The 20,675-nt window shown below is 23.1% G+C and carries 30 protein-coding genes; 18 read left to right on the top strand and 12 right to left on the bottom strand.

What is annotated here, in order from left to right:
- Nucleotides 1-186 precede the first annotated feature (186 nt).
- Entirely contained in the window at nucleotides 187-1,467 is a 1,281-nt protein-coding gene (locus tag AAHM85_RS04670; protein ID WP_342261168.1) for an IS3 family transposase, read from the top strand.
- Nucleotides 1,468-1,513: 46 nt separating this feature from the next.
- On the opposite strand, the gene AAHM85_RS04665 is transcribed toward AAHM85_RS04670, so the two are convergent.
- Nucleotides 1,514-2,392 carry an IS1595 family transposase gene (locus AAHM85_RS04665; RefSeq protein WP_342261167.1) on the bottom strand — a complete coding sequence of 293 codons (879 nt, stop codon included), beginning with the start codon at nucleotides 2,390-2,392 and terminating at the stop codon, nucleotides 1,514-1,516.
- Between the two features lie 188 nt (nucleotides 2,393-2,580).
- Here AAHM85_RS04665 and metG point away from each other — a divergent pair, with 188 nt between their 5' ends.
- The 3 genes from metG to AAHM85_RS04650 all read left to right on the top strand — a co-directional run bounded on the left by metG (nucleotide 2,581) and on the right by AAHM85_RS04650 (nucleotide 5,852).
- A complete protein-coding gene (metG, locus tag AAHM85_RS04660; RefSeq protein ID WP_342261166.1) occupies nucleotides 2,581-4,164 on the top strand; it encodes a methionine--tRNA ligase in 1,584 nt (527 codons plus the stop codon).
- A gap of 235 nt (nucleotides 4,165-4,399) precedes the next feature.
- The gene (locus tag AAHM85_RS04655) at nucleotides 4,400-5,680 is read left to right on the top strand and encodes an IS3 family transposase (RefSeq protein ID WP_342261165.1); all 1,281 of its coding nucleotides are present in this window, start codon (nucleotides 4,400-4,402) and stop codon (nucleotides 5,678-5,680) included.
- A gap of 16 nt (nucleotides 5,681-5,696) precedes the next feature.
- Nucleotides 5,697-5,852, top strand: a complete 156-nt coding sequence (locus AAHM85_RS04650) for a hypothetical protein (protein ID WP_342261164.1) — start codon at nucleotides 5,697-5,699, stop codon at nucleotides 5,850-5,852.
- A gap of 16 nt (nucleotides 5,853-5,868) precedes the next feature.
- Here the strand turns inward: AAHM85_RS04650 and AAHM85_RS04645 are convergent, their stop codons facing one another.
- The gene (locus tag AAHM85_RS04645; RefSeq protein ID WP_342261163.1) at nucleotides 5,869-6,390 is read right to left on the bottom strand and encodes a ferritin-like domain-containing protein; all 522 of its coding nucleotides are present in this window, start codon (nucleotides 6,388-6,390) and stop codon (nucleotides 5,869-5,871) included.
- A gap of 112 nt (nucleotides 6,391-6,502) precedes the next feature.
- On the bottom strand, nucleotides 6,503-7,483 hold the full coding sequence (locus tag AAHM85_RS04640) for an SGNH/GDSL hydrolase family protein (RefSeq protein ID WP_342261162.1): 981 nt from the start codon (nucleotides 7,481-7,483) through the stop codon (nucleotides 6,503-6,505).
- A 335-nt stretch (nucleotides 7,484-7,818) separates the two neighbouring features.
- Here AAHM85_RS04640 and AAHM85_RS04635 point away from each other — a divergent pair, with 335 nt between their 5' ends.
- From AAHM85_RS04635 to AAHM85_RS04585, 11 genes are all read left to right on the top strand, one after another.
- Nucleotides 7,819-7,953 carry a hypothetical protein gene (locus tag AAHM85_RS04635; RefSeq protein ID WP_342261161.1) on the top strand — a complete coding sequence of 45 codons (135 nt, stop codon included), beginning with the start codon at nucleotides 7,819-7,821 and terminating at the stop codon, nucleotides 7,951-7,953.
- 729 nt (nucleotides 7,954-8,682) lie between these two features.
- The gene (locus AAHM85_RS04630) at nucleotides 8,683-8,934 is read left to right on the top strand and encodes a hypothetical protein (protein WP_342261160.1); all 252 of its coding nucleotides are present in this window, start codon (nucleotides 8,683-8,685) and stop codon (nucleotides 8,932-8,934) included.
- Between the two features lies 1 nt (nucleotide 8,935).
- A complete protein-coding gene (locus AAHM85_RS04625) occupies nucleotides 8,936-9,187 on the top strand; it encodes a hypothetical protein (RefSeq protein ID WP_342261159.1) in 252 nt (83 codons plus the stop codon).
- Between the two features lie 2 nt (nucleotides 9,188-9,189).
- On the top strand, nucleotides 9,190-9,660 hold the full coding sequence (locus tag AAHM85_RS04620; protein WP_342261158.1) for a hypothetical protein: 471 nt from the start codon (nucleotides 9,190-9,192) through the stop codon (nucleotides 9,658-9,660).
- On the top strand, nucleotides 9,617-9,910 hold the full coding sequence (locus tag AAHM85_RS04615) for a hypothetical protein (protein WP_342261157.1): 294 nt from the start codon (nucleotides 9,617-9,619) through the stop codon (nucleotides 9,908-9,910). Before AAHM85_RS04620 ends, AAHM85_RS04615 begins: the two co-directional genes overlap by 44 nt.
- A gap of 2 nt (nucleotides 9,911-9,912) precedes the next feature.
- Complete coding sequence (locus AAHM85_RS04610) at nucleotides 9,913-10,038, top strand: hypothetical protein (protein WP_342261156.1); 126 nt, start codon at nucleotides 9,913-9,915, stop codon at nucleotides 10,036-10,038.
- Nucleotides 10,031-10,198, top strand: a complete 168-nt coding sequence (locus AAHM85_RS04605; RefSeq protein ID WP_342261155.1) for a hypothetical protein — start codon at nucleotides 10,031-10,033, stop codon at nucleotides 10,196-10,198. The genes AAHM85_RS04610 and AAHM85_RS04605 overlap by 8 nt, the downstream gene beginning before the upstream one ends.
- Nucleotides 10,199-10,302: 104 nt before the next feature.
- Nucleotides 10,303-10,497, top strand: a complete 195-nt coding sequence (locus AAHM85_RS04600) for a hypothetical protein (RefSeq protein ID WP_342261154.1) — start codon at nucleotides 10,303-10,305, stop codon at nucleotides 10,495-10,497.
- 164 nt (nucleotides 10,498-10,661) lie between these two features.
- Nucleotides 10,662-10,937 carry a hypothetical protein gene (locus AAHM85_RS04595; RefSeq protein ID WP_342261153.1) on the top strand — a complete coding sequence of 92 codons (276 nt, stop codon included), beginning with the start codon at nucleotides 10,662-10,664 and terminating at the stop codon, nucleotides 10,935-10,937.
- A gap of 118 nt (nucleotides 10,938-11,055) precedes the next feature.
- Complete coding sequence (locus AAHM85_RS04590) at nucleotides 11,056-11,292, top strand: hypothetical protein (RefSeq protein WP_342261152.1); 237 nt, start codon at nucleotides 11,056-11,058, stop codon at nucleotides 11,290-11,292.
- A 122-nt stretch (nucleotides 11,293-11,414) separates the two neighbouring features.
- On the top strand, nucleotides 11,415-11,588 hold the full coding sequence (locus AAHM85_RS04585) for a hypothetical protein (RefSeq protein WP_342261151.1): 174 nt from the start codon (nucleotides 11,415-11,417) through the stop codon (nucleotides 11,586-11,588).
- A gap of 115 nt (nucleotides 11,589-11,703) precedes the next feature.
- Here the strand turns inward: AAHM85_RS04585 and AAHM85_RS04580 are convergent, their stop codons facing one another.
- From AAHM85_RS04580 to AAHM85_RS04565, 4 genes are all read right to left on the bottom strand, one after another.
- Nucleotides 11,704-11,865, bottom strand: coding sequence for a TraM recognition domain-containing protein (locus AAHM85_RS04580; RefSeq protein WP_342260929.1), 162 nt, complete (start codon nucleotides 11,863-11,865; stop codon nucleotides 11,704-11,706).
- 135 nt (nucleotides 11,866-12,000) lie between these two features.
- Nucleotides 12,001-12,342 carry a carboxymuconolactone decarboxylase family protein gene (locus tag AAHM85_RS04575; RefSeq protein ID WP_342261150.1) on the bottom strand — a complete coding sequence of 114 codons (342 nt, stop codon included), beginning with the start codon at nucleotides 12,340-12,342 and terminating at the stop codon, nucleotides 12,001-12,003.
- A gap of 24 nt (nucleotides 12,343-12,366) precedes the next feature.
- Entirely contained in the window at nucleotides 12,367-12,915 is a 549-nt protein-coding gene (locus tag AAHM85_RS04570) for a DJ-1/PfpI family protein (protein ID WP_342260931.1), read from the bottom strand.
- 773 nt (nucleotides 12,916-13,688) lie between these two features.
- A complete protein-coding gene (locus AAHM85_RS04565) occupies nucleotides 13,689-13,853 on the bottom strand; it encodes a hypothetical protein (protein ID WP_342260932.1) in 165 nt (54 codons plus the stop codon).
- Nucleotides 13,854-14,033: 180 nt separating this feature from the next.
- On the opposite strand from AAHM85_RS04565, the gene AAHM85_RS04560 reads away from it, so the two are divergent.
- Both AAHM85_RS04560 and AAHM85_RS04555 read left to right on the top strand, forming a co-directional pair.
- Complete coding sequence (locus tag AAHM85_RS04560) at nucleotides 14,034-14,294, top strand: hypothetical protein (protein ID WP_342253460.1); 261 nt, start codon at nucleotides 14,034-14,036, stop codon at nucleotides 14,292-14,294.
- Nucleotides 14,295-14,693: a ParA family protein gene (locus AAHM85_RS04555; protein WP_342261149.1), complete on the top strand. Its 399-nt coding sequence runs from the start codon at nucleotides 14,295-14,297 to the stop codon at nucleotides 14,691-14,693.
- Here the strand turns inward: AAHM85_RS04555 and AAHM85_RS04550 are convergent.
- From AAHM85_RS04550 to AAHM85_RS04535, 4 genes are all read right to left on the bottom strand, one after another.
- Nucleotides 14,690-15,970, bottom strand: coding sequence for an IS3 family transposase (locus AAHM85_RS04550; RefSeq protein ID WP_342260694.1), 1,281 nt, complete (start codon nucleotides 15,968-15,970; stop codon nucleotides 14,690-14,692). The two genes, AAHM85_RS04555 and AAHM85_RS04550, sit on opposite strands and share 4 nt — an antisense overlap.
- Before the next feature lie 115 nt (nucleotides 15,971-16,085).
- The gene (locus AAHM85_RS04545; RefSeq protein WP_342261148.1) at nucleotides 16,086-18,614 is read right to left on the bottom strand and encodes a vitamin B12-dependent ribonucleotide reductase; all 2,529 of its coding nucleotides are present in this window, start codon (nucleotides 18,612-18,614) and stop codon (nucleotides 16,086-16,088) included.
- Between the two features lie 238 nt (nucleotides 18,615-18,852).
- A complete protein-coding gene (locus tag AAHM85_RS04540; protein ID WP_342260487.1) occupies nucleotides 18,853-19,347 on the bottom strand; it encodes a transposase family protein in 495 nt (164 codons plus the stop codon).
- A 4-nt stretch (nucleotides 19,348-19,351) separates the two neighbouring features.
- Nucleotides 19,352-19,699, bottom strand: coding sequence for a transposase family protein (locus AAHM85_RS04535; RefSeq protein ID WP_342260488.1), 348 nt, complete (start codon nucleotides 19,697-19,699; stop codon nucleotides 19,352-19,354).
- 112 nt (nucleotides 19,700-19,811) lie between these two features.
- Between AAHM85_RS04535 and AAHM85_RS04530 the strand changes: the two genes are divergently transcribed.
- Complete coding sequence (locus AAHM85_RS04530) at nucleotides 19,812-20,033, top strand: transposase (RefSeq protein ID WP_342261147.1); 222 nt, start codon at nucleotides 19,812-19,814, stop codon at nucleotides 20,031-20,033.
- Between the two features lie 310 nt (nucleotides 20,034-20,343).
- Here the strand turns inward: AAHM85_RS04530 and AAHM85_RS04525 are convergent, their stop codons facing one another.
- Nucleotides 20,344-20,661: an IS1595 family transposase gene (locus tag AAHM85_RS04525; RefSeq protein ID WP_342260551.1), complete on the bottom strand. Its 318-nt coding sequence runs from the start codon at nucleotides 20,659-20,661 to the stop codon at nucleotides 20,344-20,346.
- Nucleotides 20,662-20,675 lie beyond the last annotated feature (14 nt).

Here is a 20,675-nt window from a genome sequence, read left to right as displayed (position 1 = left end):
TAAAAAAAATCTAGATTTCTTTCCTATAATAGAAATAGTATTAAAAAGTTAGATATTTTGCAAAAGCAAAAAACAAGTAAAATTTTTAAATTTAAGAATAAATTAGGGCATCAGTTACTTAAGTTTACCAATTAATATTTTCAATCTGTAATATAATTAAAAATAATTAATACAGAAGGAGAAATTATGAATTATAAAGTTTATTCAAAAGAAACAAAATTAGCCGTTGTTAATGAGTATTTAGTTGATAAAAAACTAAAAATACATGAAATTCAAGTCAAATATAAATTATCAACTCCAGTATTAATTTATAATTGGGTTAACCAATATCAAATTAAAGGTGAAAATGCATTCACCAAAATTTCTAAATCCCAAACTTCTCACAGGATCGATAAGAAAGATATTGAAATTAAACTATTAAACAAAGAAATTGATAAACTTAGAAAACAAGCTTTAAAAGATGAGGTTGAAAAAGAACTTTTAAAGGAGCAATTAGCCTGTGAAAAGAAATTAACAAGGGGAAAAAATAGTAAATTATTAAAATATAAGTGTTTTTTAATAGTAGAAAAATATAAGCAAAAAGGTCATCAATTAAATAAAATTATTGTTTACATAGCTATTAGCAAAACAGCATACTATTTATGAGTAAAAAAAGGTAAAAAGCAATATCAATCAAAAATTAATGATAATTTCATACAAGCAATAAACAAAATAGTTCTCATTAAAAATGAAAAAAAGTACATTAATATCACTAGTTTTGAAAAAGTAAGATTAGAGTTAAAAATAAAAAATAAAGGTCTTAAATGCAGTAAAACAAGCATAAAACAAATATTAAAAGATAATAATATTAAATTATTATTAGAACCTAAATCAACAAATAGAGTAGTAGAAAATAGTGATTTAAAAAATAATAAAGATTTATTAAAACGTAATTTTTCAAGTAATAACTTTCTTGAAAAAGTTGGTATGGATGGCACATGATTTAAAAATATAATTATTGGTGATAAAAAAACAAAATTATTAGTTGTTTTTGCTACTGATATGTACAGTAATTCAATTGTTGGCTGAAAAATAAACAAAAGTGAAAATGCCAAAACTGTGTTAAATGTGGTTAATCAAATAGAATTAGCGAGTGCTAAACAATGTAATTTTACGACTATTCAATCAGATTTAGGTTTTGCTAATACAAGCGAAATTGTTAGTAAAGTTTTTAATACAAGTACTAATCTAATTCATTCAAAAAGTCTATCAGGTTTTAAAGGTAATCAAGTTAGTGAATGTTTAAATCGTTGAATTAAAAGAGATTTTAAAATGATGTTTGGTAGCACTTTTGAAAGTATGGAAAGTTTTAATAAAATATTAGAAAAATTTGTTAGATATTGAAACAATGATAGAATAGTTATTAGATTGAAAATGCCTCCAAATCAATTTGTACAGATTTGAAGACAAGAAAGTAAACTTATCTAACCAATGCCGATTAATAAAACGGAATTTTACGCTTATTGGTTAACACTTAATTCTTAATAAATAATTTAATTATGATATTTTTAAATGTGATTTTTTCTTTACGGTTATTATATTTAAAACAAAATTCATTTAAATAAGATTGGAGTCATTTTTTTGAAACTCAATGAAATTGGCCGATAAAACCTCTTTTTAATATTGCTCAAAAACTTTCTATTGTATTTGTATGAATACCATTATAAGAAAAATATTTTTTGTGATTAACTTGTTCATGTGGTAAAATTTTATTCATTTTATAATATCCACGATATTCATCAGTAAAAAGAATAGAATTGTTAATATCAACATTTTCTTTAACTATTTTCATTAAATCTTCAGATTTAATACTTTTATTTTTTGCATGAAATAATTTAACATTACCATTTCGTTCAATAATGCCAACAACACACTCTTTACTAGTTCCTCTACCACGTAATGAGTTATTTTTATTATCAACATCATTATATTTACGCGGTTTTCCACCCACATATGTTTCATCCATCTCTAATATTTTTGCTAATAATTTAATCTCATCATTAGCCATTGCCTTTCTAATTTTATGCATCATTTTTCATACAGTTGCTAAATGTAAATTTAAGTCTCTTGAAGCTTGAGATGATGATAAACTTTTTTTAGCATTAGCCATTAATACTATTAAAATAAATCACTTTTGAAGTGGTACACGTGTATGATGAAAAATAGTTTGAGCAGTTACACTAAAAGACTTATGACATTTTTTGCATTTATAACGCGACTCTTTTAAAACAGAGTTAACTTTTTCACTAAAACAAAAAAGACATTTTGGTTTGTTATTTCATCTTATTTCTTCTAAAAATTTTATACAAGATTCTTGGTTTGGAAATTTATTTATTATGTCTAAAATATTCATTTTCAATCACCTTTAATTAGATTTTATTTTACTAATATCTAATTATAGTTTTCAGAAATAATAATGTATATAAGTTATTGCCAATAAACGTAAAATTCCGTAATAAAATATTATTAATTTAAATAAGTATTACAATAAATAATACTATTTTAATGTAAAATTATAATTATTAAATTTAGGAGCAAATAATGACAAAAAAATTTTATATTACTACCCCTATTTATTATCCTAGTGCTAAGTTACACTTGGGACATGCTTATACAACAATTATTGCTGATGTTTTAGCTCGCTATAAGAAAATGCAAGGTTATGAAGTATTCTTTTTAACTGGAAGTGATGAACATGGTCAAAAAATTGCTAAAAAAGCGGATGAAAATAAGCAAACTCCACAAAAATTTGTTGATGATATTGTTGTTGGGTTTAAGAATTTATGAAAAAACTTAAATATTGATTATGATAAATTTATTAGAACAACTGATAAAAATAATATTTTAAGTGTTCAAAAAATCTTTAGCAAATTATTAAAACAAAATGATATTTATTTGAGAAAATATGAAGGTTCATATTGTATCTCTTGTGAAGAATTTTTGACAGATAGCCAAATTATTAAAACTAATAATACATGTAAAATATGTCAAGGTAATATTACTACTTTATCAGAACCATCATATTTTTTAAAATTGGAAAATTATACTAAACAATTATTAAAATATTATGATGAACACCCGTTATTTTTATGACCACTTAATCGTAAAACGGAAATGATTAATAATTTTATCACGCCAGGTTTAGAAAATTTAAGTGTTACTAGAACGAGTTTTACTTGAGGGGTACCAGTATTAGAAGATCCAAAACATGTTATTTATGTTTGAATTGATGCATTAAGTAATTATTTAACAGGATTAGGTTATTTACAAGATGATGACATTAATTTTAAGAAATTTTGACTGGATTCAAATTGTGAAATTGTGAATTTAGTTGGTAAAGAAATTAGTCGTTTTCATATGATTTATTGGCCAATTTTATTAATGACATTAAACTTGAGACAACCAAATCGAATTTTGGCCCACGGTTGAATTACTAATGAAGAAGGAAAAATGTCGAAATCAAAAGGTAATGTTATTGATCCTTTAGTATTAGTAAATCGTTATGGTGCAGATGGACTACGTTTTTTTTTAATGAAAGAAATTATTATTGGTCATGATGCAAAATATAGTCATGAATTATTTTTAAATTGTTATAACTCTTATCTTGTTAATGATTTAGGTAATTTGCTTTCGCGAACAGTTACAATGATTATTAAATATTGTGATGGTAAAATTCCCAAAGTTAATTTAAATAAGTTACAACCAGAAGCAATAGAAATAATTAAAATTATTAAAAGTACTATTAATGATTTTAATATTGAAATGGATGAGTATCAAATTCATGAAGCAATTAATGTTGTTTTTAAATTGATAACTAGTGGTAATAAATTAATTGATTTAACAAAACCATGAGATTTATATAAAAATAATAAAACTATTGAATTACACAATATTTTAAATTTATTAGCAAATATTTTAATTATTAGTAGTGCTTTATTAAGTCCAATTTTGGTTAATAGTTCATTAAAAATTCATGAACAATTGGGTGTCTTAAAAATTACTAAACCAATAGTCAATATTAACTTGAATGAAGTTTTTAATAAATCTGTTAATAAAAAAGAGTTATTATTTCCAAGATTAAACATTGAAGATGAATTATCATTTTTAAACAATGCATTTAAATAACATATAAGAGTTGTTAAAAAAATGCCAGTTATAGATAATAAATATCCAATTCATTTTGTATGAATTGGAGAAATACCAATTACTGTAAGAACCTGTTTAGAATCTTTTTAATAAAATTGAAATAAAGGAAAGAACAACCATTTGTAAACTAGTTTGGCATCAGTCACTTAAGTTTACCAATTAATATTTTCAATCTGTAATATAATTAAAAATAATTAATACAGAAGGAGAAATTATGAATTATAAAGTTTATTCAAAAGAAACAAAATTAGCCGTTGTTAATGAGTATTTAGTTGATAAAAAACTAAAAATACATGAAATTCAAGTCAAATATAAATTATCAACTCCAGTATTAATTTATAATTGGGTTAACCAATATCAAATTAAAGGTGAAAATGCATTCACCAAAATTTCTAAATCCCAAACTTCTCACAGGATCGATAAGAAAGATATTGAAATTAAACTATTAAACAAAGAAATTGATAAACTTAGAAAACAAGCTTTAAAAGATAAGGTTGAAAAAGAACTTTTAAAGGAGCAATTAGCCTGTGAAAAGAAATTAACAAGGGGAAAAAATAGTAAATTATTAAAATATAAGTGTTTTTTAATAGTAGAAAAATATAAGCAAAAAGGTCATCAATTAAATAAAATTATTGTTTACATAGCTATTAGCAAAACAGCATACTATTTATGAGTAAAAAAAGGTAAAAAGCAATATCAATCAAAAATTAATGATAATTTGATACAAGCAATAAACAAAATAGTTCTCATTAAAAATGAAAAAAAGTACATTAATATCACTAGTTTTGAAAAAGTAAGATTAGAGTTAAAAATAAAAAATAAAGGTCTTAAATGCAGTAAAACAAGCATAAAACAAATATTAAAAGATAATAATATTAAATTATTATTAGAACCTAAATCAACAAATAGAGTAGTAGAAAATAGTGATTTAAAAAATAATAAAGATTTATTAAAACGTAATTTTTCAAGTAATAACTTTCTTAAAAAAGTTGGTATGGATGGCACATGATTTAAAAATATAATTATTGGTGATAAAAAAACAAAATTATTAGTTGTTTTTGCTACTGATATGTACAGTAATTCAATTGTTGGCTGAAAAATAAACAAAAGTGAAAATGCCAAAACTGTGTTAAATGTGGTTAATCAAATAGAATTAGCGAGTGCTAAACAATGTAATTTTACGACTATTCAATCAGATTTAGGTTTTGCTAATACAAGCGAAATTGTTAGTAAAGTTTTTAATACAAGTACTAATCTAATTCATTCAAAAAGTCTATCAGGTTTTAAAGGTAATCAAGTTAGTAAATGTTTAAATCGTTGAATTAAAAGAGATTTTAAAATGATGTTTGGTAGCACTTTTGAAAGTATGGAAAGTTTTAATAAAATATTAGAAAAATTTGTTAGATATTGAAACAATGATAGAATAGTTATTAGATTGAAAATGCCTCCAAATCAATTTGTACAGATTTGAAGACAAGAAAGTAAACTTATCTAACCAATGCCAAACTGATTTGAAAGAAAATAAGTTAAAAGTTATTGAATGAAGTAATAAAAGTAAAAATAAAATAAATATTGAAGGTAAAGAAAGAGAATACAGTTTAAACTATGAAAAAGAAGAAAATAAAAAAAATACAACAAAGTTTTTATACATTTTTGGTGAAAATTAAGAGTTAAATATGAAATTTATTCAGGTTCATAAAATGGAACAATAACTTTTAAAGTATCTGGCTCTTCAGTTTTTAGTAAACGTTTGTCAATTTTATAAAGGTTACTATTAGACATTGCAATTCAATCCAATAAGTCTTTTTCATAAGCAATTTCTTCATAGAAATCAATTAAGAATCAGTCATAAAATTTCGCAGTTAAATTATCATTATTTTCACGAGCACTTTTAACAAGTTTATTAGTAAAATCAAGTAATTCTTCTTTAGTAGATTTTAATTTTTTTAATGTTTCTTCAATGCTTTTTGTAGTAAAAGTTGGAACTTTAATGTCTTTAATTTCAACTTGAGCATCTTGATCCATTAAATAGTTACAAATTTTACGAATATGAACAACAGCATCAGCTGCCTCTACTTGGAAGAAGCGTGCAAACCCAGGATATCCTTTTTGATTTGCATCATTACTTAATTTAAAACTAAGCATTTGATATTTTAGATGTTCACTAATATAATCATTTAGATCATCGTTAATTTTTTTAATCATTAAATACACCTTCTTTCTTGGCTTTATATGTATTATACTACTTTAATACTATATATATTAAAATAAATTAAGAATAGAAATATTGTTAATTTATTGTTTCTATTACATTTTTTTATGAAGTAAGTTCAGTGAATAGTTCAAGACCAATTTGATCATGTGCTCATTTATTTGGATGAACATAATCAAAGAAAAAATTATTATTAATAGTTTCTGGAGTTATTCCATCAATATATCTTGGATTTAAATTTAAAGCTAAACCCGGAATTGATCATTTTATTGATTCATTAGTAATATTTTTTCCTATTTCTTGTGCTTCAGATAATAAATCACTAAAATTAGTTTCTAAGTTAAACAGTCTGATATTAATATCAGAATTATTTTTCATTAATGCAGTAATTTTATCATTTCACTTGTTATTATATTCAGTTGATAAGTAGTTTGCTATTTCTTTAACAGATTGTTTTTCATTAACATATTTTGGAATATTACTAATGTTAGGCACATTGGCAATTATTAAGTTTTGAGCACCAGCATTAATTAATGTTTTAACAGTTTCAAACTCAGTTGTTATTGCATTGCTAATAATTGATTCTTGTTTTGCTGTTGAACTTTCATCCATAGCAGAAAGCAAATCATTACCACCTATTTCAATAAAAATATCATCATTTTTTTGAATTTTATGATCTTTTAATAATTGATTAGCTTGGTGGTCAATAGAATAATGATTTAAGAATAATTGATATTCTCAACTATGATTTTGTCCGGCTTGTGCTCCACCTACAGCATAGTTGTTACCTTTTTGATATCAAGCTGGTAATAGTTCTGTTCCTAGTTTTTTTGCTAAAATACTAGCAGCAACATCGGCATTAGTAAATGAGTTATGATAAAAAGGTTCTTGAAATTTAACTTTATCTAAATTTCAAGAATCATAAGTAAAAATATTAGCTAAATTACCATTATCTGATAAACTGTCACCAAGGACATATAATTGTGATTTAACACTTATTAGTTCATTAAAATGTTTTGCTATCATTTCATTTCCAGCAGTTAAAGTTATTGTTGTCAGAGTGATATTTATTAAAAATGTTTTCATTTGATAAATTCCTTTTCTCATTAAAAATTTAAATATGAAGGTAATTTTTAAAAGAAAACTACATTCTCTTTTAAAAATTAATAACTTAACTTAATAGTAAGTTATTAACTTTATATTACCATATTAGTAGTAATGAGTAAATAAGGTTTTTTATTACAAAATAAAAATTGATTTTAAAGAATGATTATATAAATTTAATGAAATTTTTAAGAATAATTTTATTGTAAAAAAAATAAAATGTGTTTATTTTACAATAAAAGATTGATTTTTTACCCATTTACTTTATTTTTAAAGTAAATGGGTTTTTTATAAAATATTGAAAGGGAATGGGAAAAATGAGTAGAAATATAGCAGAAGCAATTGAAAATTTAGTTAATTTAAAAATAGTAGAAGAGTGAGTTTTTCTTTTTGAACAAAAAATTAAAAAAGAAGAATTAAAAAATTCGGGAGCGTGGCGAAGATGTCTATAACTAAAAAGTTTTAAAATTAGCTCCTTTCTTTTTTAAACCCTTAAATTAAAAATAAATGACAAAAGACGAGAATAACATCTTGTCTTTTTTTGTAATTTTAAAATTTTTATTATTAGTACCCTTTAAATATCTACTACACGCAGTGACCAAGTAGGAGAAAGTTAATAATTAATAACAGTCTTTAACGCTATTATCAACACGTGTTAGGGAATTAAAACAGTGAACCACAACACAGTTGTTAAAAATAGTGGCCAAAACATGTGGACTTGCATGGATAAATAATAAGTGGAGTGATACCTAATAAATTATACTAACCAGTAATGGTAATTCTTGGGGTGGGAGCGAATTGGAAACTAGTATATATAGACCTGCTAGGGAACCTACTATATTAATTCTATTCTTTATTTAACCAACCTTGTCACTCCCCAGTGAGCAAGTGTTGGTTTTATTTTTTATTTTTTTTGAAAAATTTTTTGGGCGAGAAAATAAATTTCAAACTTGTAAAAAAAATTGAGCGGTGCCGGTTCGATTAAAATATTAATTTATTAAACATAAATTAAATAAATATTGAATCGAATGCCTCAATGTTTTTTAAAATTTCACAATTTATTTTTGAGCCCAGAATTGCTGGAATTAATAAAACGAATAGTAGTAGTTATTAATAATATAAAAATAAAAATATATGTCCTGTTGCTTCTAACATAAAGGACATATTAGGAAATGATTATTATGGCAATAGAAATTCTTGATTATGAAGCACTAAGAAAGATTGATAATAAAATTAAAAAAAGAAGAAAAAGATGTGTAGAATGTGACGAATTATATAATGATGATTATTTAAATATGACTTATTATTTTAAAACAGAAGAAGAATCACAACAACATGATATTAAAAAATATGAAGATGATTATGATATTGAAGAACATTTGGATTATACAAAACCATATGGATATGTTTGTGATTGATGTAGAAGTGATTAATATGAATAAAGAAAAAATATTTTCTTATAAAGACCAAGAAATTAATTCATTAAAGTTGGAAATAGAACTACTTAAACAAAATAATGATAGATTATATAACGGTTTATGAAAAAGATTTGAGAACTTTATTGATAAAGCAAAATTCATTACATATTTAGAAAATAAAATTGAAAATGATGGATATAGAAATGCAAATAATGATGCAATATATTATTCATTAATTCAAAAAATCAATAGTGGAGAATTTGATTAATAATGCAATATGACTCAATTATTGGGATTGACCCTGCTGGTATTGGTAATAATGGAATTGTTATATATTCAAATGAAACCAATAATATTGTTTTTAATGAAACATTTAAAACTAAAACAGTTTTAGAAAGTAAAAATTTGTTTAAAGAATACTTTTTAACAATTCAACATCATTTTGATAATAAAAAAATATTAGTTATTGTAGAAAATTTCTTTTTAAGTTCAAAACAATTATTAATTAATCCATTAGCAACTCCTAAAATTATTGGTTCATTAATGGTATTAGTAGAAGATGTTATGAATTGAGATTTTCAAGAAAGCGAACCCAAAAATAAAAATAAAATAGAAAATTATAAAGGAAATATAAAATTAACAAAACATGAACACGATGCATATAAGCATATTCAATATTATTTAAGGAATTCTAAAAATGAAAGACAAAGCAAATTATGTGAAATTAACAGTAAAACTTAGTAACACTATTGAAGCAAAATATTACGAAAAAGGTAATAAAGGATTATATTATAGTGTTCGTGGACAATGAAATGGTTTAAACTATGTTACTTTAATTTTTAATAACCCAAAACTTTATAACCGATGTATTTTATTAAACAAAAATGATGAAATTATAGTAACTGGTGAAATCTTTAACAATTGAAATATGAGTATAAATCGTGCATTTTGTTCAATCAATGTTAAATGATTTAAAAAATGAAAGGAATAAAAATGAATAAAGAAAAATTAATTAATTATATTAAAAAACAACAAAAATTCTATAATGGTACAGAAATGGATTTAATACTTGATATTTTATTACAAAAAATAATTAATGGTGAATTTAATAATGAATAAATTAACTAGAATTGAAATTTGTGTAAATAATAACAAATTAACTCATAAAGATTATCAATGATATACAAAAGAATATTCTAATTGAATACAAGAAGACAGAAAAATTAAATATGAAATTCAAGATAATGGAAATACTTTAAAGGTATGAATAGATGAATAAATGTAAAAAATGTAATAAAAGAATCTGATTAAGTAAAAATTGATATATGAAATGTTTAGAAATAATAGTTAATAATTTAACTAAAAATAAGGATAAATAAAATAATGATTAATGAGTATGATTGAACATGATATTGTGATATTTATGGTTGTAAAAATAATAATAGTAAACAAGAAATATATGTTTGTTCAATTAAAAAAGATAAAAAATTAGGATTATGTAAAACTCATTTTAATAATTATAGAAATATAATCATTGATTATATTATTGATAAAAAACAAGAAAATGTAGCTAAATAAAATGAAAAAGTATTTTTGTTGAACATGTAAACAACATAAATTAGATTATTTATTTTTTAATACTAATGATATAAAAACAAGAAAATATTTTTTAAGAGATAAAAATAGTAAAGCAATTTGTTATGACTGTATTTTAAATATTAGGTTAAGTAGGAGATATAAATATGAATAAAGAAAAACTATTTTCTTATAAAGACCAAGAAATTATTAATGAATATAATAAAAAACGTAATAAAGAAATAACAGAAGAACATTTATATAATATAGAAAAATTAAGAGAAGAATTTAAACAAAAAGTAATTAATAAATATAACGAAAAATTAATTATCTGATTGAATAAGCAAATTAGTATTTGTTTATGTGATTCATTAAAAGAAGCAGGTAAACTTACTGCTTATTATAAAGTAATTGAGTTTATAGAAAATGGAGAATTTGAATAATGAATAAAGAAAAATTAATTAAGTATATTAATGATTTAATTGAATTAGAACCAGCACGTAGAACGGATGTAACGTTATTTATTTTAAATAAACTAATTAAAAATGGAGAATTTGATTAATGATAATATTGCCTACTTTATTTGGTGAAAAAGATGAAATTGAAATATTAACACCATCACCACAAGCACTTCGTACTCATAATGATATTAGAGCAATTATATTAATGAAATATCCAAATGTTAAATCACAACATATAATTATTTCTGATCCAGAAGATAATGTTTCATTAATAGTTGGTGATAATGATGTTTATCAAGGTTGAGTAAAAGTTTGAATTAAAAAAATAGAAAACTAAAGGAGAATATTAAAATGAAAAAATAAAAATTAGAAATTATGAATTTGAATTAAATTCTTATGTAGTAGATTCATTATTAGATGTTATAAGAGAACTGATAAAAACAAATAAAGGAGATTAAAATGCCAAATGTAGAAAATCAATCAAATTATACTTTATTAAAATTAATAAGAACTGGAATAAGTCCCATTTCAGCAATGATTGGTACAAGTGCTTATTATGGCCAACTTATAGGAAATCCAATATTAGGTAGTATTAATTCATTAGACTTACTGCATAACGTTTTTAAGATTTAATTTAATTGCAGGATTTTATAATTTATCATTAAAACTTAAAAACGTTATGCAGTAAGTCTATTGATTAAAAAATAAAATATATAGATGTTGTTTGATGAAAAAAATTAGTCTATCCCTACTTTTCTACATAATTGAAATATTCTTCTACTAATATTTTGGCATTTTGATAATCATTAGTATGCAAAAAATATCTTAAGTTGCAATTAGCAATAAGTGTACGATAATTTTTATATTTATTTTTAAGTTGTTCAAAATCTTGAATGTGGAATGGCAACACTTTTTAGAACTATTTTTTGGTAGATATTTTTTCTTGATAATTAACTGGAATTAAGTAGTTTAAAATGCTGTGGATTCTTATATAATTTATAAAATTAAAAACTAGACTTTTTAAAATTTTAATAATAAATGAAAATTAAGTGTCTAATTCTTTTATAGCATCATAAAGTTTACTAACAATAAAAGTTAAAGTGGGGCCACCACCAAAAAGAACAGCAACTTTGGCACTTTCTAAAATTTCATCACGTGTTGCTTTTAATTGCAACGCATTATTAATATGTTTTAAAATACATTCATGACAACGGTTGTAACTAGCTATACCAATTGCAATTAATTCTTTAGTTTTAGTATCAAGATTATCATTTTTCATAATTTCTGAATTTAAAAAACTATAAGCTTTCATGAAATTTATTTCTTTTTTATTAAAATCTATTAAATTATTATTTAACTTTTCTAAAATTACTTTTGAACTTGACATGATATTTTTTTCCTTTCTTTTTTATTATCTAAATAACAAATTATTTTCCATTTCCAATCTACGATTTTTACTATGTATTTTTTCTACTAATTTTAAAGCAAAAGGAAAAACACAACCCAAAGATGGACTAGTAATAATATTACCATCCATTATAACTGGTAATTTATTATTTATTTTGCCTATATTTTTTACTGCTTCTAAACAAGAAGGATAAATAGTATATTCTTTATCATTTAATAATCCAAATTCTGCTAAAACCATTGGTCCAGCACAAATAGCACCAATTATTTTTTGCTCTTTATTTGCATTTGTTAATCATTCTTTTAATTTTTTTGATTTTTTTAAATTTATAACTTGATCTCAGCCCCCAGGTAAAATAAAGGCTTGATAATCTTGATAGTTTGCTCGATCAAAATTAATATCAATTTTAATATTGAATCTATTACAACTAGTTACTTCTTTATTACTTAAACTTATTAAATCAACTGTAATATTTGCTCTTTTAAGCAAATCAGCAGTAACTATTGCTTCTCCCTCTTCATAACCATTTTCTAAAAACATCGCTACTCTCATTAATTTTCATCTCCTTATTTTTAAATAGTATTTTTTTCCTATTAATTTTATTTAAAAATAGAAATATAATTTTATTTTAATTTTATGTTTATAGTTATATAAATCTTATGTAAAATTATCATGTTTTAATAAAAAATAAAAGTCTATTTTATTACTAATTTAACAATAGACTTCTTGCATAATTAAAATAATATTTAACATTTTTAGTATTTAATTTAAATATAAAATTTTTTATTAAAGCAATTGTTTAGATTTTTTATTATGAAAACACAATAAAAAATTATTATTTACAATTCAGGAATAATAAAAATTAAACTTTTAAATTTTTAAATCTTTTTAATTAAGCAAAAAAATTTTCAATAACAACTCTCATTTTTGAAATTAATTTTTTATTTTTAGTTTTTCTTTTAGCAATTAAAACATTAGGATGTATGTTTTGTATTCCTTGATATCCTAGTACATCCTAAAACAATTATACAAACAATTTTAAAATAAAAATAATTAAATATTATTTTTATTAATTATATTAAAAATAATTTAGGAGAAAATTAAACATGCCACAAATAAAAAATAAGAAATTTGATTGTTAGGAGTATTGATAAATAAAAAAACTATGCTCTATCCTTTGAAAAATAAAACATAGCACTAACTAAGAAGGCATAGTGCTATAACGGCATAAATACTCTTTTCTTATAGTAGTTTAATTATAACAATAAATAAACAATTAAAAATAAATAATTAAGATCACAACAATACTAAAAGAACTTGTATTTTTAAAAATTAGGCGGTTTTAAATTCTTCATTATGATTTGTTGTATATTTTCTGTTTCATTTATTGTTTCAATTTCATTTAATAAATTTATTTTTTCTTCTTCAATTTTATCTAATTCCTGATTTCATTTTTTAATTTTTAAAATGTGTGCTTGTATCTTTTTCATATTCAACTCCCCTTATAATCTAAAACTTTTATAAAGTTAATTATACAAAAATAATAATAATTTTTTGTCTTGATAAATTTTATAAATATTATTTATGTTATCAATATTATTGAGTAATTATTTATATTTAATGTTATTTATTTTATTTATGTTATCAATATATTAGGAGTTGATGTTATTATGCCACAAATAAAAAAAATAAGAAATTCATTTTTAGAGAATGATATTTCAGATAAAGATATTTTAAAAACAATTGAAAATGTATCAAGTTATAATAAAACTAAAAAATATAATAAAATTGATTATCAAGATATTATGCCACCAATGACATGTAAAGTTGAATTAGTAAGAAAATTTAGAAAACAAGCTAAGGATAAAAAATGAAGTTATACAACTTTAATGAATGAAATTTTAACTGATTGATTTAATAAGGGAGAATAAATGGTTATGAAAATGATTTCTATTTGTAATAAAAAAGGTGGTGTGGGAAAAACTACTCTTTGTAAAAATATTGCTTATAAACTTGCTTTAGAAAATAAAAAGGTTTTACTTATTGATTTAGATCCACAAGCTACAATTACTATGCAAGTTAATAATGATGTTAAAAATGATAAATGTATTTTAGATATAATTGCTTCTAAATCAGCAGTAAAACTTATTAAAATTATTAATTTAATTGAAAGAACAAAATATAAAAATATTGATATTATAATGGCAAATGATGAATTAAATAAAGTTTCAGCTACAATAAATGCAACATATTCTGAAAAAGAAAAATATTTACTATCTGATATAATTTATCAAAATAATCAAGAAATATTTGAAAATGGCATTGGTTAGATAAGTTTACTTTCTTGTCTTCAAATCTGTACAAATTGATTTGGAGGCATTTTCAATCTAATAACTATTCTATCATTGTTTCAATATCTAATAAATTTTTCTAATATTTTATTAAAACTTTCCATACTTTCAAAAGTGCTACCAAACATCATTTTAAAATCTCTTTTAATTCAACGATTTAAACATTCACTAACTTGATTACCTTTAAAACCTGATAGACTTTTTGAGTGAATTAGATTAGTACTTGTATTAAAAACTTTACTAACAATTTCGCTTGTATTAGCAGAACCTAAATCTGATTGAATAGTCGTAAAATTACATTGTTTAGCACTCGCTAATTCTATTTGATTAACCACATTTAACACAGTTTTGGCATTTTCACTTTTGTTTATTTTTCAGCCAACAATTGAATTACTGTACATATCAGTAGCAAAAACAACTAATAATTTTGTTTTTTTATCACCAATAATTATATTTTTAAATCATGTGCCATCCATACCAACTTTTTCAAGAAAGTTATTACTTGAAAAATTACGTTTTAATAAATCTTTATTATTTTTTAAATCACTATTTTCTACTACTCTATTTGTTGATTTAGGTTCTAATAATAATTTAATATTATTATCTTTTAATATTTGTTTTATGCTTGTTTTACTGCATTTAAGACCTTTATTTTTTATTTTTAACTCTAATCTTACTTTTTCAAAACTAGTGATATTAATGTACTTTTTTTCATTTTTAATGAGAACTATTTTGTTTATTGCTTGTATCAAATTATCATTAATTTTTGATTGATATTGCTTTTTACCTTTTTTTACTCATAAATAGTATGCTGTTTTGCTAATAGCTATGTAAACAATAATTTTATTTAATTGATGACCTTTTTGCTTATATTTTTCTACTATTAAAAAACACTTATATTTTAATAATTTACTATTTTTTCCCCTTGTTAATTTCTTTTCACAGGCTAATTGCTCCTTTAAAAGTTCTTTTTCAACCTCATCTTTTAAAGCTTGTTTTCTAAGTTTATCAATTTCTTTGTTTAATAGTTTAATTTCAATATCTTTCTTATCGATCCTGTGAGATGTTTGGGATTTAGAAATTTTGGTGAATGCATTTTCACCTTTAATTTGATATTGGTTAACCCAATTATAAATTAATACTGGAGTTGATAATTTATATTTGACTTGAATTTCATGTATTTTTAGTTTTTTATCAACTAAATACTCATTAACAACGGCTAATTTTGTTTCTTTTGAATAAACTTTATAATTCATAATTTCTCCTTCTGTATTAATTATTTTTAATTATATTACAGATTGAAAATATTAATTGGTAAACTTAAGTGACTGATGCCAAACTACTTAATTAATTTTAAGTAGTTTTTTATTTTTATAATCCACATTTAGATTGAATGCCACAATTATTGCAAGTATAACAACCAGCGCTAAAGACAAGGACTCCTTCTTTACACATTGTACATAAGTCACCTAAATCAGTGCCAATTTTACGATCTTGACGATCATTACGTCATCCTGGTTTAATTAGTTTTGTTTCATTAATACTATCAGCAAAAGTTTCAGTTAGACCAAGATCACTTAGGTTAACTTGTTCTTGCATTTGATTATCATCATCGGATAAAGATAAGACTTGACTATCTCTACTTCCATCAACATAAACAGTTCCACCTTTAGCTCCATCTTTATATAATTTGTAATATATTTGTTCTACTTTTTTAACAGTGTAACCTTTGGGAGCATTAACAGTTTTTGAAATTGAAGAATCAACTCAACGTTGAATAATACATTGTACATTAGCATGATCTTCAGGTGTTAATTGCATTGCTGAAACAAAAATATCTGGTAATGGTTTTTCTTTAAATTCGGGATGATACTGTAATCAGTCATTTACAATTTTTGCTTTTACTTCCATAAATTTGCCAAGTCTTCCTGAGCGGAAATATGAAAAGGCAAAGTATGGTTCAAGTCCTGTTGATACACCAACCATAGTTCCAGTTGAACCTGTTGGAGCAACAGTTAATAAATGTGAGTTACGGATACCACATTTAAGAATATCATTTCTAATGTCCTCAGGCATTGTTTTCATGAAGCCACTATTAATAAATGCTTCGCGTGATTTTAGAAATGGAAAATTTCCTTTTTCTTTAGCAATATTAATTGATGCACGATAAGCACTAGTAGTAATAGTTTCAAAAATTTTATTAACTACTTCATTAGCTTCTTTTGAACCGTATTTTAGATTACTTCAAATTAATAAATCATGTAAACCCATTACTCCTAGACCAATTCTTCGTTCACCAAGTGCTTGTTTTTTATTTGCTTCTAAAAAGTATGGAGTGCTATCAATAACATTATCTTGCATACGAACACAAGTTGTTACAGATTTACTTAGTTCATCATAAAGAATTTCACTTGTTTTTTTATTAACAAAATTAGCTAAATTAATTGCTGATAAATTACACACTGAATAGGGTGCTAATGGTTGTTCGCCACAAGGATTAGTAGCAACAACACGCATACCATATGCTTGAGCATTAGTCATTTCATTAGCTCTATCAATGAAAAAAATACCAGGTTCTGCTGAATATGTAGCACAGAAATTAATTAAATCTCATAAGTCAGACGCATTAATTGTATAATAAGTTTTAATTGGGTAACCCATTTTTTCTCAATCATGAACATCACCAATTTTATTTCAATGTTCATCATAAGCTTGTTTTTGGGTTACAGTATAGTTATCTAAATCAGGGAAACGTAAATTTCATTTACCATTTGTTGTAACGGCATTCATAAATTCATCACTAATAGTTACTGAAATATTAGTTCCGGTTAAAAAATCATTTTTAATTACTTGTCAAGATCCACCAAGTGCTAGTTTATTTTTAGCATTTTCTATTATTTCTTCATTAAAAAGTTCTTCATTATTTAAGATTGATTCAAAAATATTACGATCTTGGTCACTAAGTACCTCAAATTTTAATTTTTTACTTGCTTCATCACGAATTAAACTTGATTTTGAATTTTCTTTTAACCATAATAAAATTTTTGCATTTTGCATTTTTGAAATAATAAATTCGATAATATCTGGATGTCAATCAGCTAGCATAATCATTTGTGCGCCACGTCGTGATCCACCTTGTTCTACTAAATGAGTTAATGTAGATAAATCGTTTAATCAAGAAACAGCTCCTGAAGATTTACCACCAACTGTTTTAGCAACAGTGCCTTTTGGTCTTAATGTTGAACCATTAGAACCAACACCACCACCATGTGACATAATTTCCATAACTTCTTGACGATGGGCAGCAATTCCATTTCGTGAATCATGAATAAAAGGCATTACGAAACAGTTAAAAAAAGTAACATCAGAGTCACTACCAGCCCCATATAAAACTCTTCCGGCAGGTACTATATTTAGCAATTTTAATTGTTCATAAAATTCGGATAAATAAACAGATCTTAATTTTGGTGATTCTTTTGTAGTTAATGATTTACTAACACGATAAGCAATTTGTTCATAAAATAACTCCAGTGGTTTTTCAAGTTCATATTTTTGTTTGTGGATAATACCAGCTTTACCAGAAATTTTTATTAGTTCAGGATCAATTGAGCCGAGGTATTCATCTTCAATTTTAATAGCATAAACTTGATTTTCTAATTCTTCAACAACATAACCAATTCCTCTAGTTGGAAAAATAGCATCTTCACGGATAATACTAATTACCAAATCACCTGGTTTTAAAGTAATTAAATTTTTATCTTTTTGTGCATAACGATCAAGCATTACCATTCTTGATACACCTTCATGAGTAATTTTATAATCTTTTTCTATTGTTTTTAACTGTCTAAAATGCTTACTAATATCTTGATTTAAATTATTTTTTAAGCTTTCACTGTACATAAAAATTCACCTGACTCTTTACAAATTTATTCTTATTATAACAATGTAAATTTAAAGTCTAAATTTACATTGTTAGTAATTTATTATTTATTTCAGAAAATAATACGCTTTAAAATAATATCATAATTTATTTTATTAAAATAATTTAATTTTAAACATTGTCTAATTGTTTATTATAAATTTTTATAAATTTAAATTTATTTTATAGTTAAATATTTTTTCTTTTTTTAAAATAGACTTACTGCATAACGTTTTTAAGTTTTAATGATAAATTATAAAATCCTGCAATTAAATTAAATCTTAAAAATATTCGTTTTCTGGCTTTTCTAAATTTATAACCAATAATCTTAAAACATTTTAAAAATGCAAAAACATGTTCAATTTTTCTACGAGTTTTATTAATAATCTTATTAAAGATTTTGGTTTTATTTGTTTTAGGATTATTTTTGCTAATTTTAATGGGTAAAAATGTATTAGCATGAATTTTTTGTAAACCTTGATAACCTTTATCTGCAAGAATTATAGTTTCTGGTAAAAACTTTAACTTTGAATTCTTAAAAGTTTTAAAATCATGATTTTTACCAATATCAGAAAAAATATTTAAAATTTCATTAGTATTTGCATTAATTACGGTTTGAAACTTAACAGTATGCATTCATTTTTTACCAGAAAATCAATCTTTTTGGTTATATTTTGGTCGTTCTGTTTCTACCTCTGTTACATCAATTATCAAAATTTTATTTTTTAATTCTTCTTTTTAAAAAAATATTTTTATTTGTTAAATTATTAAACTTATTATTCTTTATTAAAATATCTTCAATTGAACGAATATTTCGTAAAGCAGTAGTATCAACCATACCATACTCAGCACCAATACTATGATATGTACGATTTTCATATAAATATCTTAAACTCATTACTAGTCGATCTTCTATTGACATTTTATATGGCCTTCCACCAATAGTAGTTTTGAGTTTTTGATGTTCTAATAAAATATTTAAAATTTCGTTAAAAACGAGTTTATTAATACCCACTATTTTACGAAAATATTGATCAGATTTATCTTTTAATTCAAAATATGTCATAAAGTTTATCCTTAACTATTCAAATTTTATTTTAATAATAACAAAAAAATAAAAAGTTAACTAGTTATGCAGTAAGTCTACTGATGATTGAAAAGGATATTGCGATTTCAAATTGGTTTTCCCAAAACATAAAACAGTTAACCATCAAGATGGTTATGTTTCAAAAACTGGTGTAAATACCAATCAAATTGAATCAGTTTGAAAACATATAAGAAGAACATTTAAAACACATATCAAAGTTGCAAAAAATCATGTTTATTTATATGCCAAAGAAGCTGCATATAAATTCAACAAGATACCTAGTTTTGAAATTGTAATGCTGTGTTTAATTTAAAAATGTGGGGAGAAGTCCGTAGATACGCTTTTCTCAGCATTTATGTGATAAAATTAAAAAATAGTACATAAAGGGAGAAAAGCGTTCTTTAATTTTTCAATCAAAACAGTAGTTTTTTCTTCTTTTAATTTTTCATTTTCTAATTCTTTCACTTTTATCAATTGTTCATTATTAATTTTACAATTTTCTAATTTTTCTTGTTGAACTGTTATTTTTTGATTTCAATCTCAAAAACCAAAACTAATAATTTTTTAAAAATTATTTTTTCATTTACTAATTTTTTCGGAATTTTACGCTTATTGGTTAACACTTAATTCTTAATAAATAATTTAATTATGATATTTTTAAATGTGATTTTTTCTTTACGGTTATTATATTTAAAACAAAATTCATTTAAATAAGATTGGAGTCATTTTTTTGAAACTCAATGAAATTGGCCGATAAAACCTCTTTTTAATATTGCTCAAAAACTTTCTATTGTATTTGTATGAATACCATTATAAGAAAAATATTTTTTGTGATTAACTTGTTCATGTGGTAAAATTTTATTCATTTTATAATATCCACGATATTCATCAGTAAAAAGAATAGAATTGTTAATATCAACATTTTCTTTAACTATTTTCATTAGACTTACTGCAT

Origin of the sequence: Spiroplasma endosymbiont of Notiophilus biguttatus (assembly GCF_964030985.1) — a bacterium.
Classification (GTDB): Bacteria; Bacillota_I; Bacilli_A; order Mycoplasmatales; family VBWQ01; genus Spiroplasma_E; species Spiroplasma_E ixodetis_A.
This window is presented reverse-complemented; position numbering and strand designations above follow the sequence as displayed.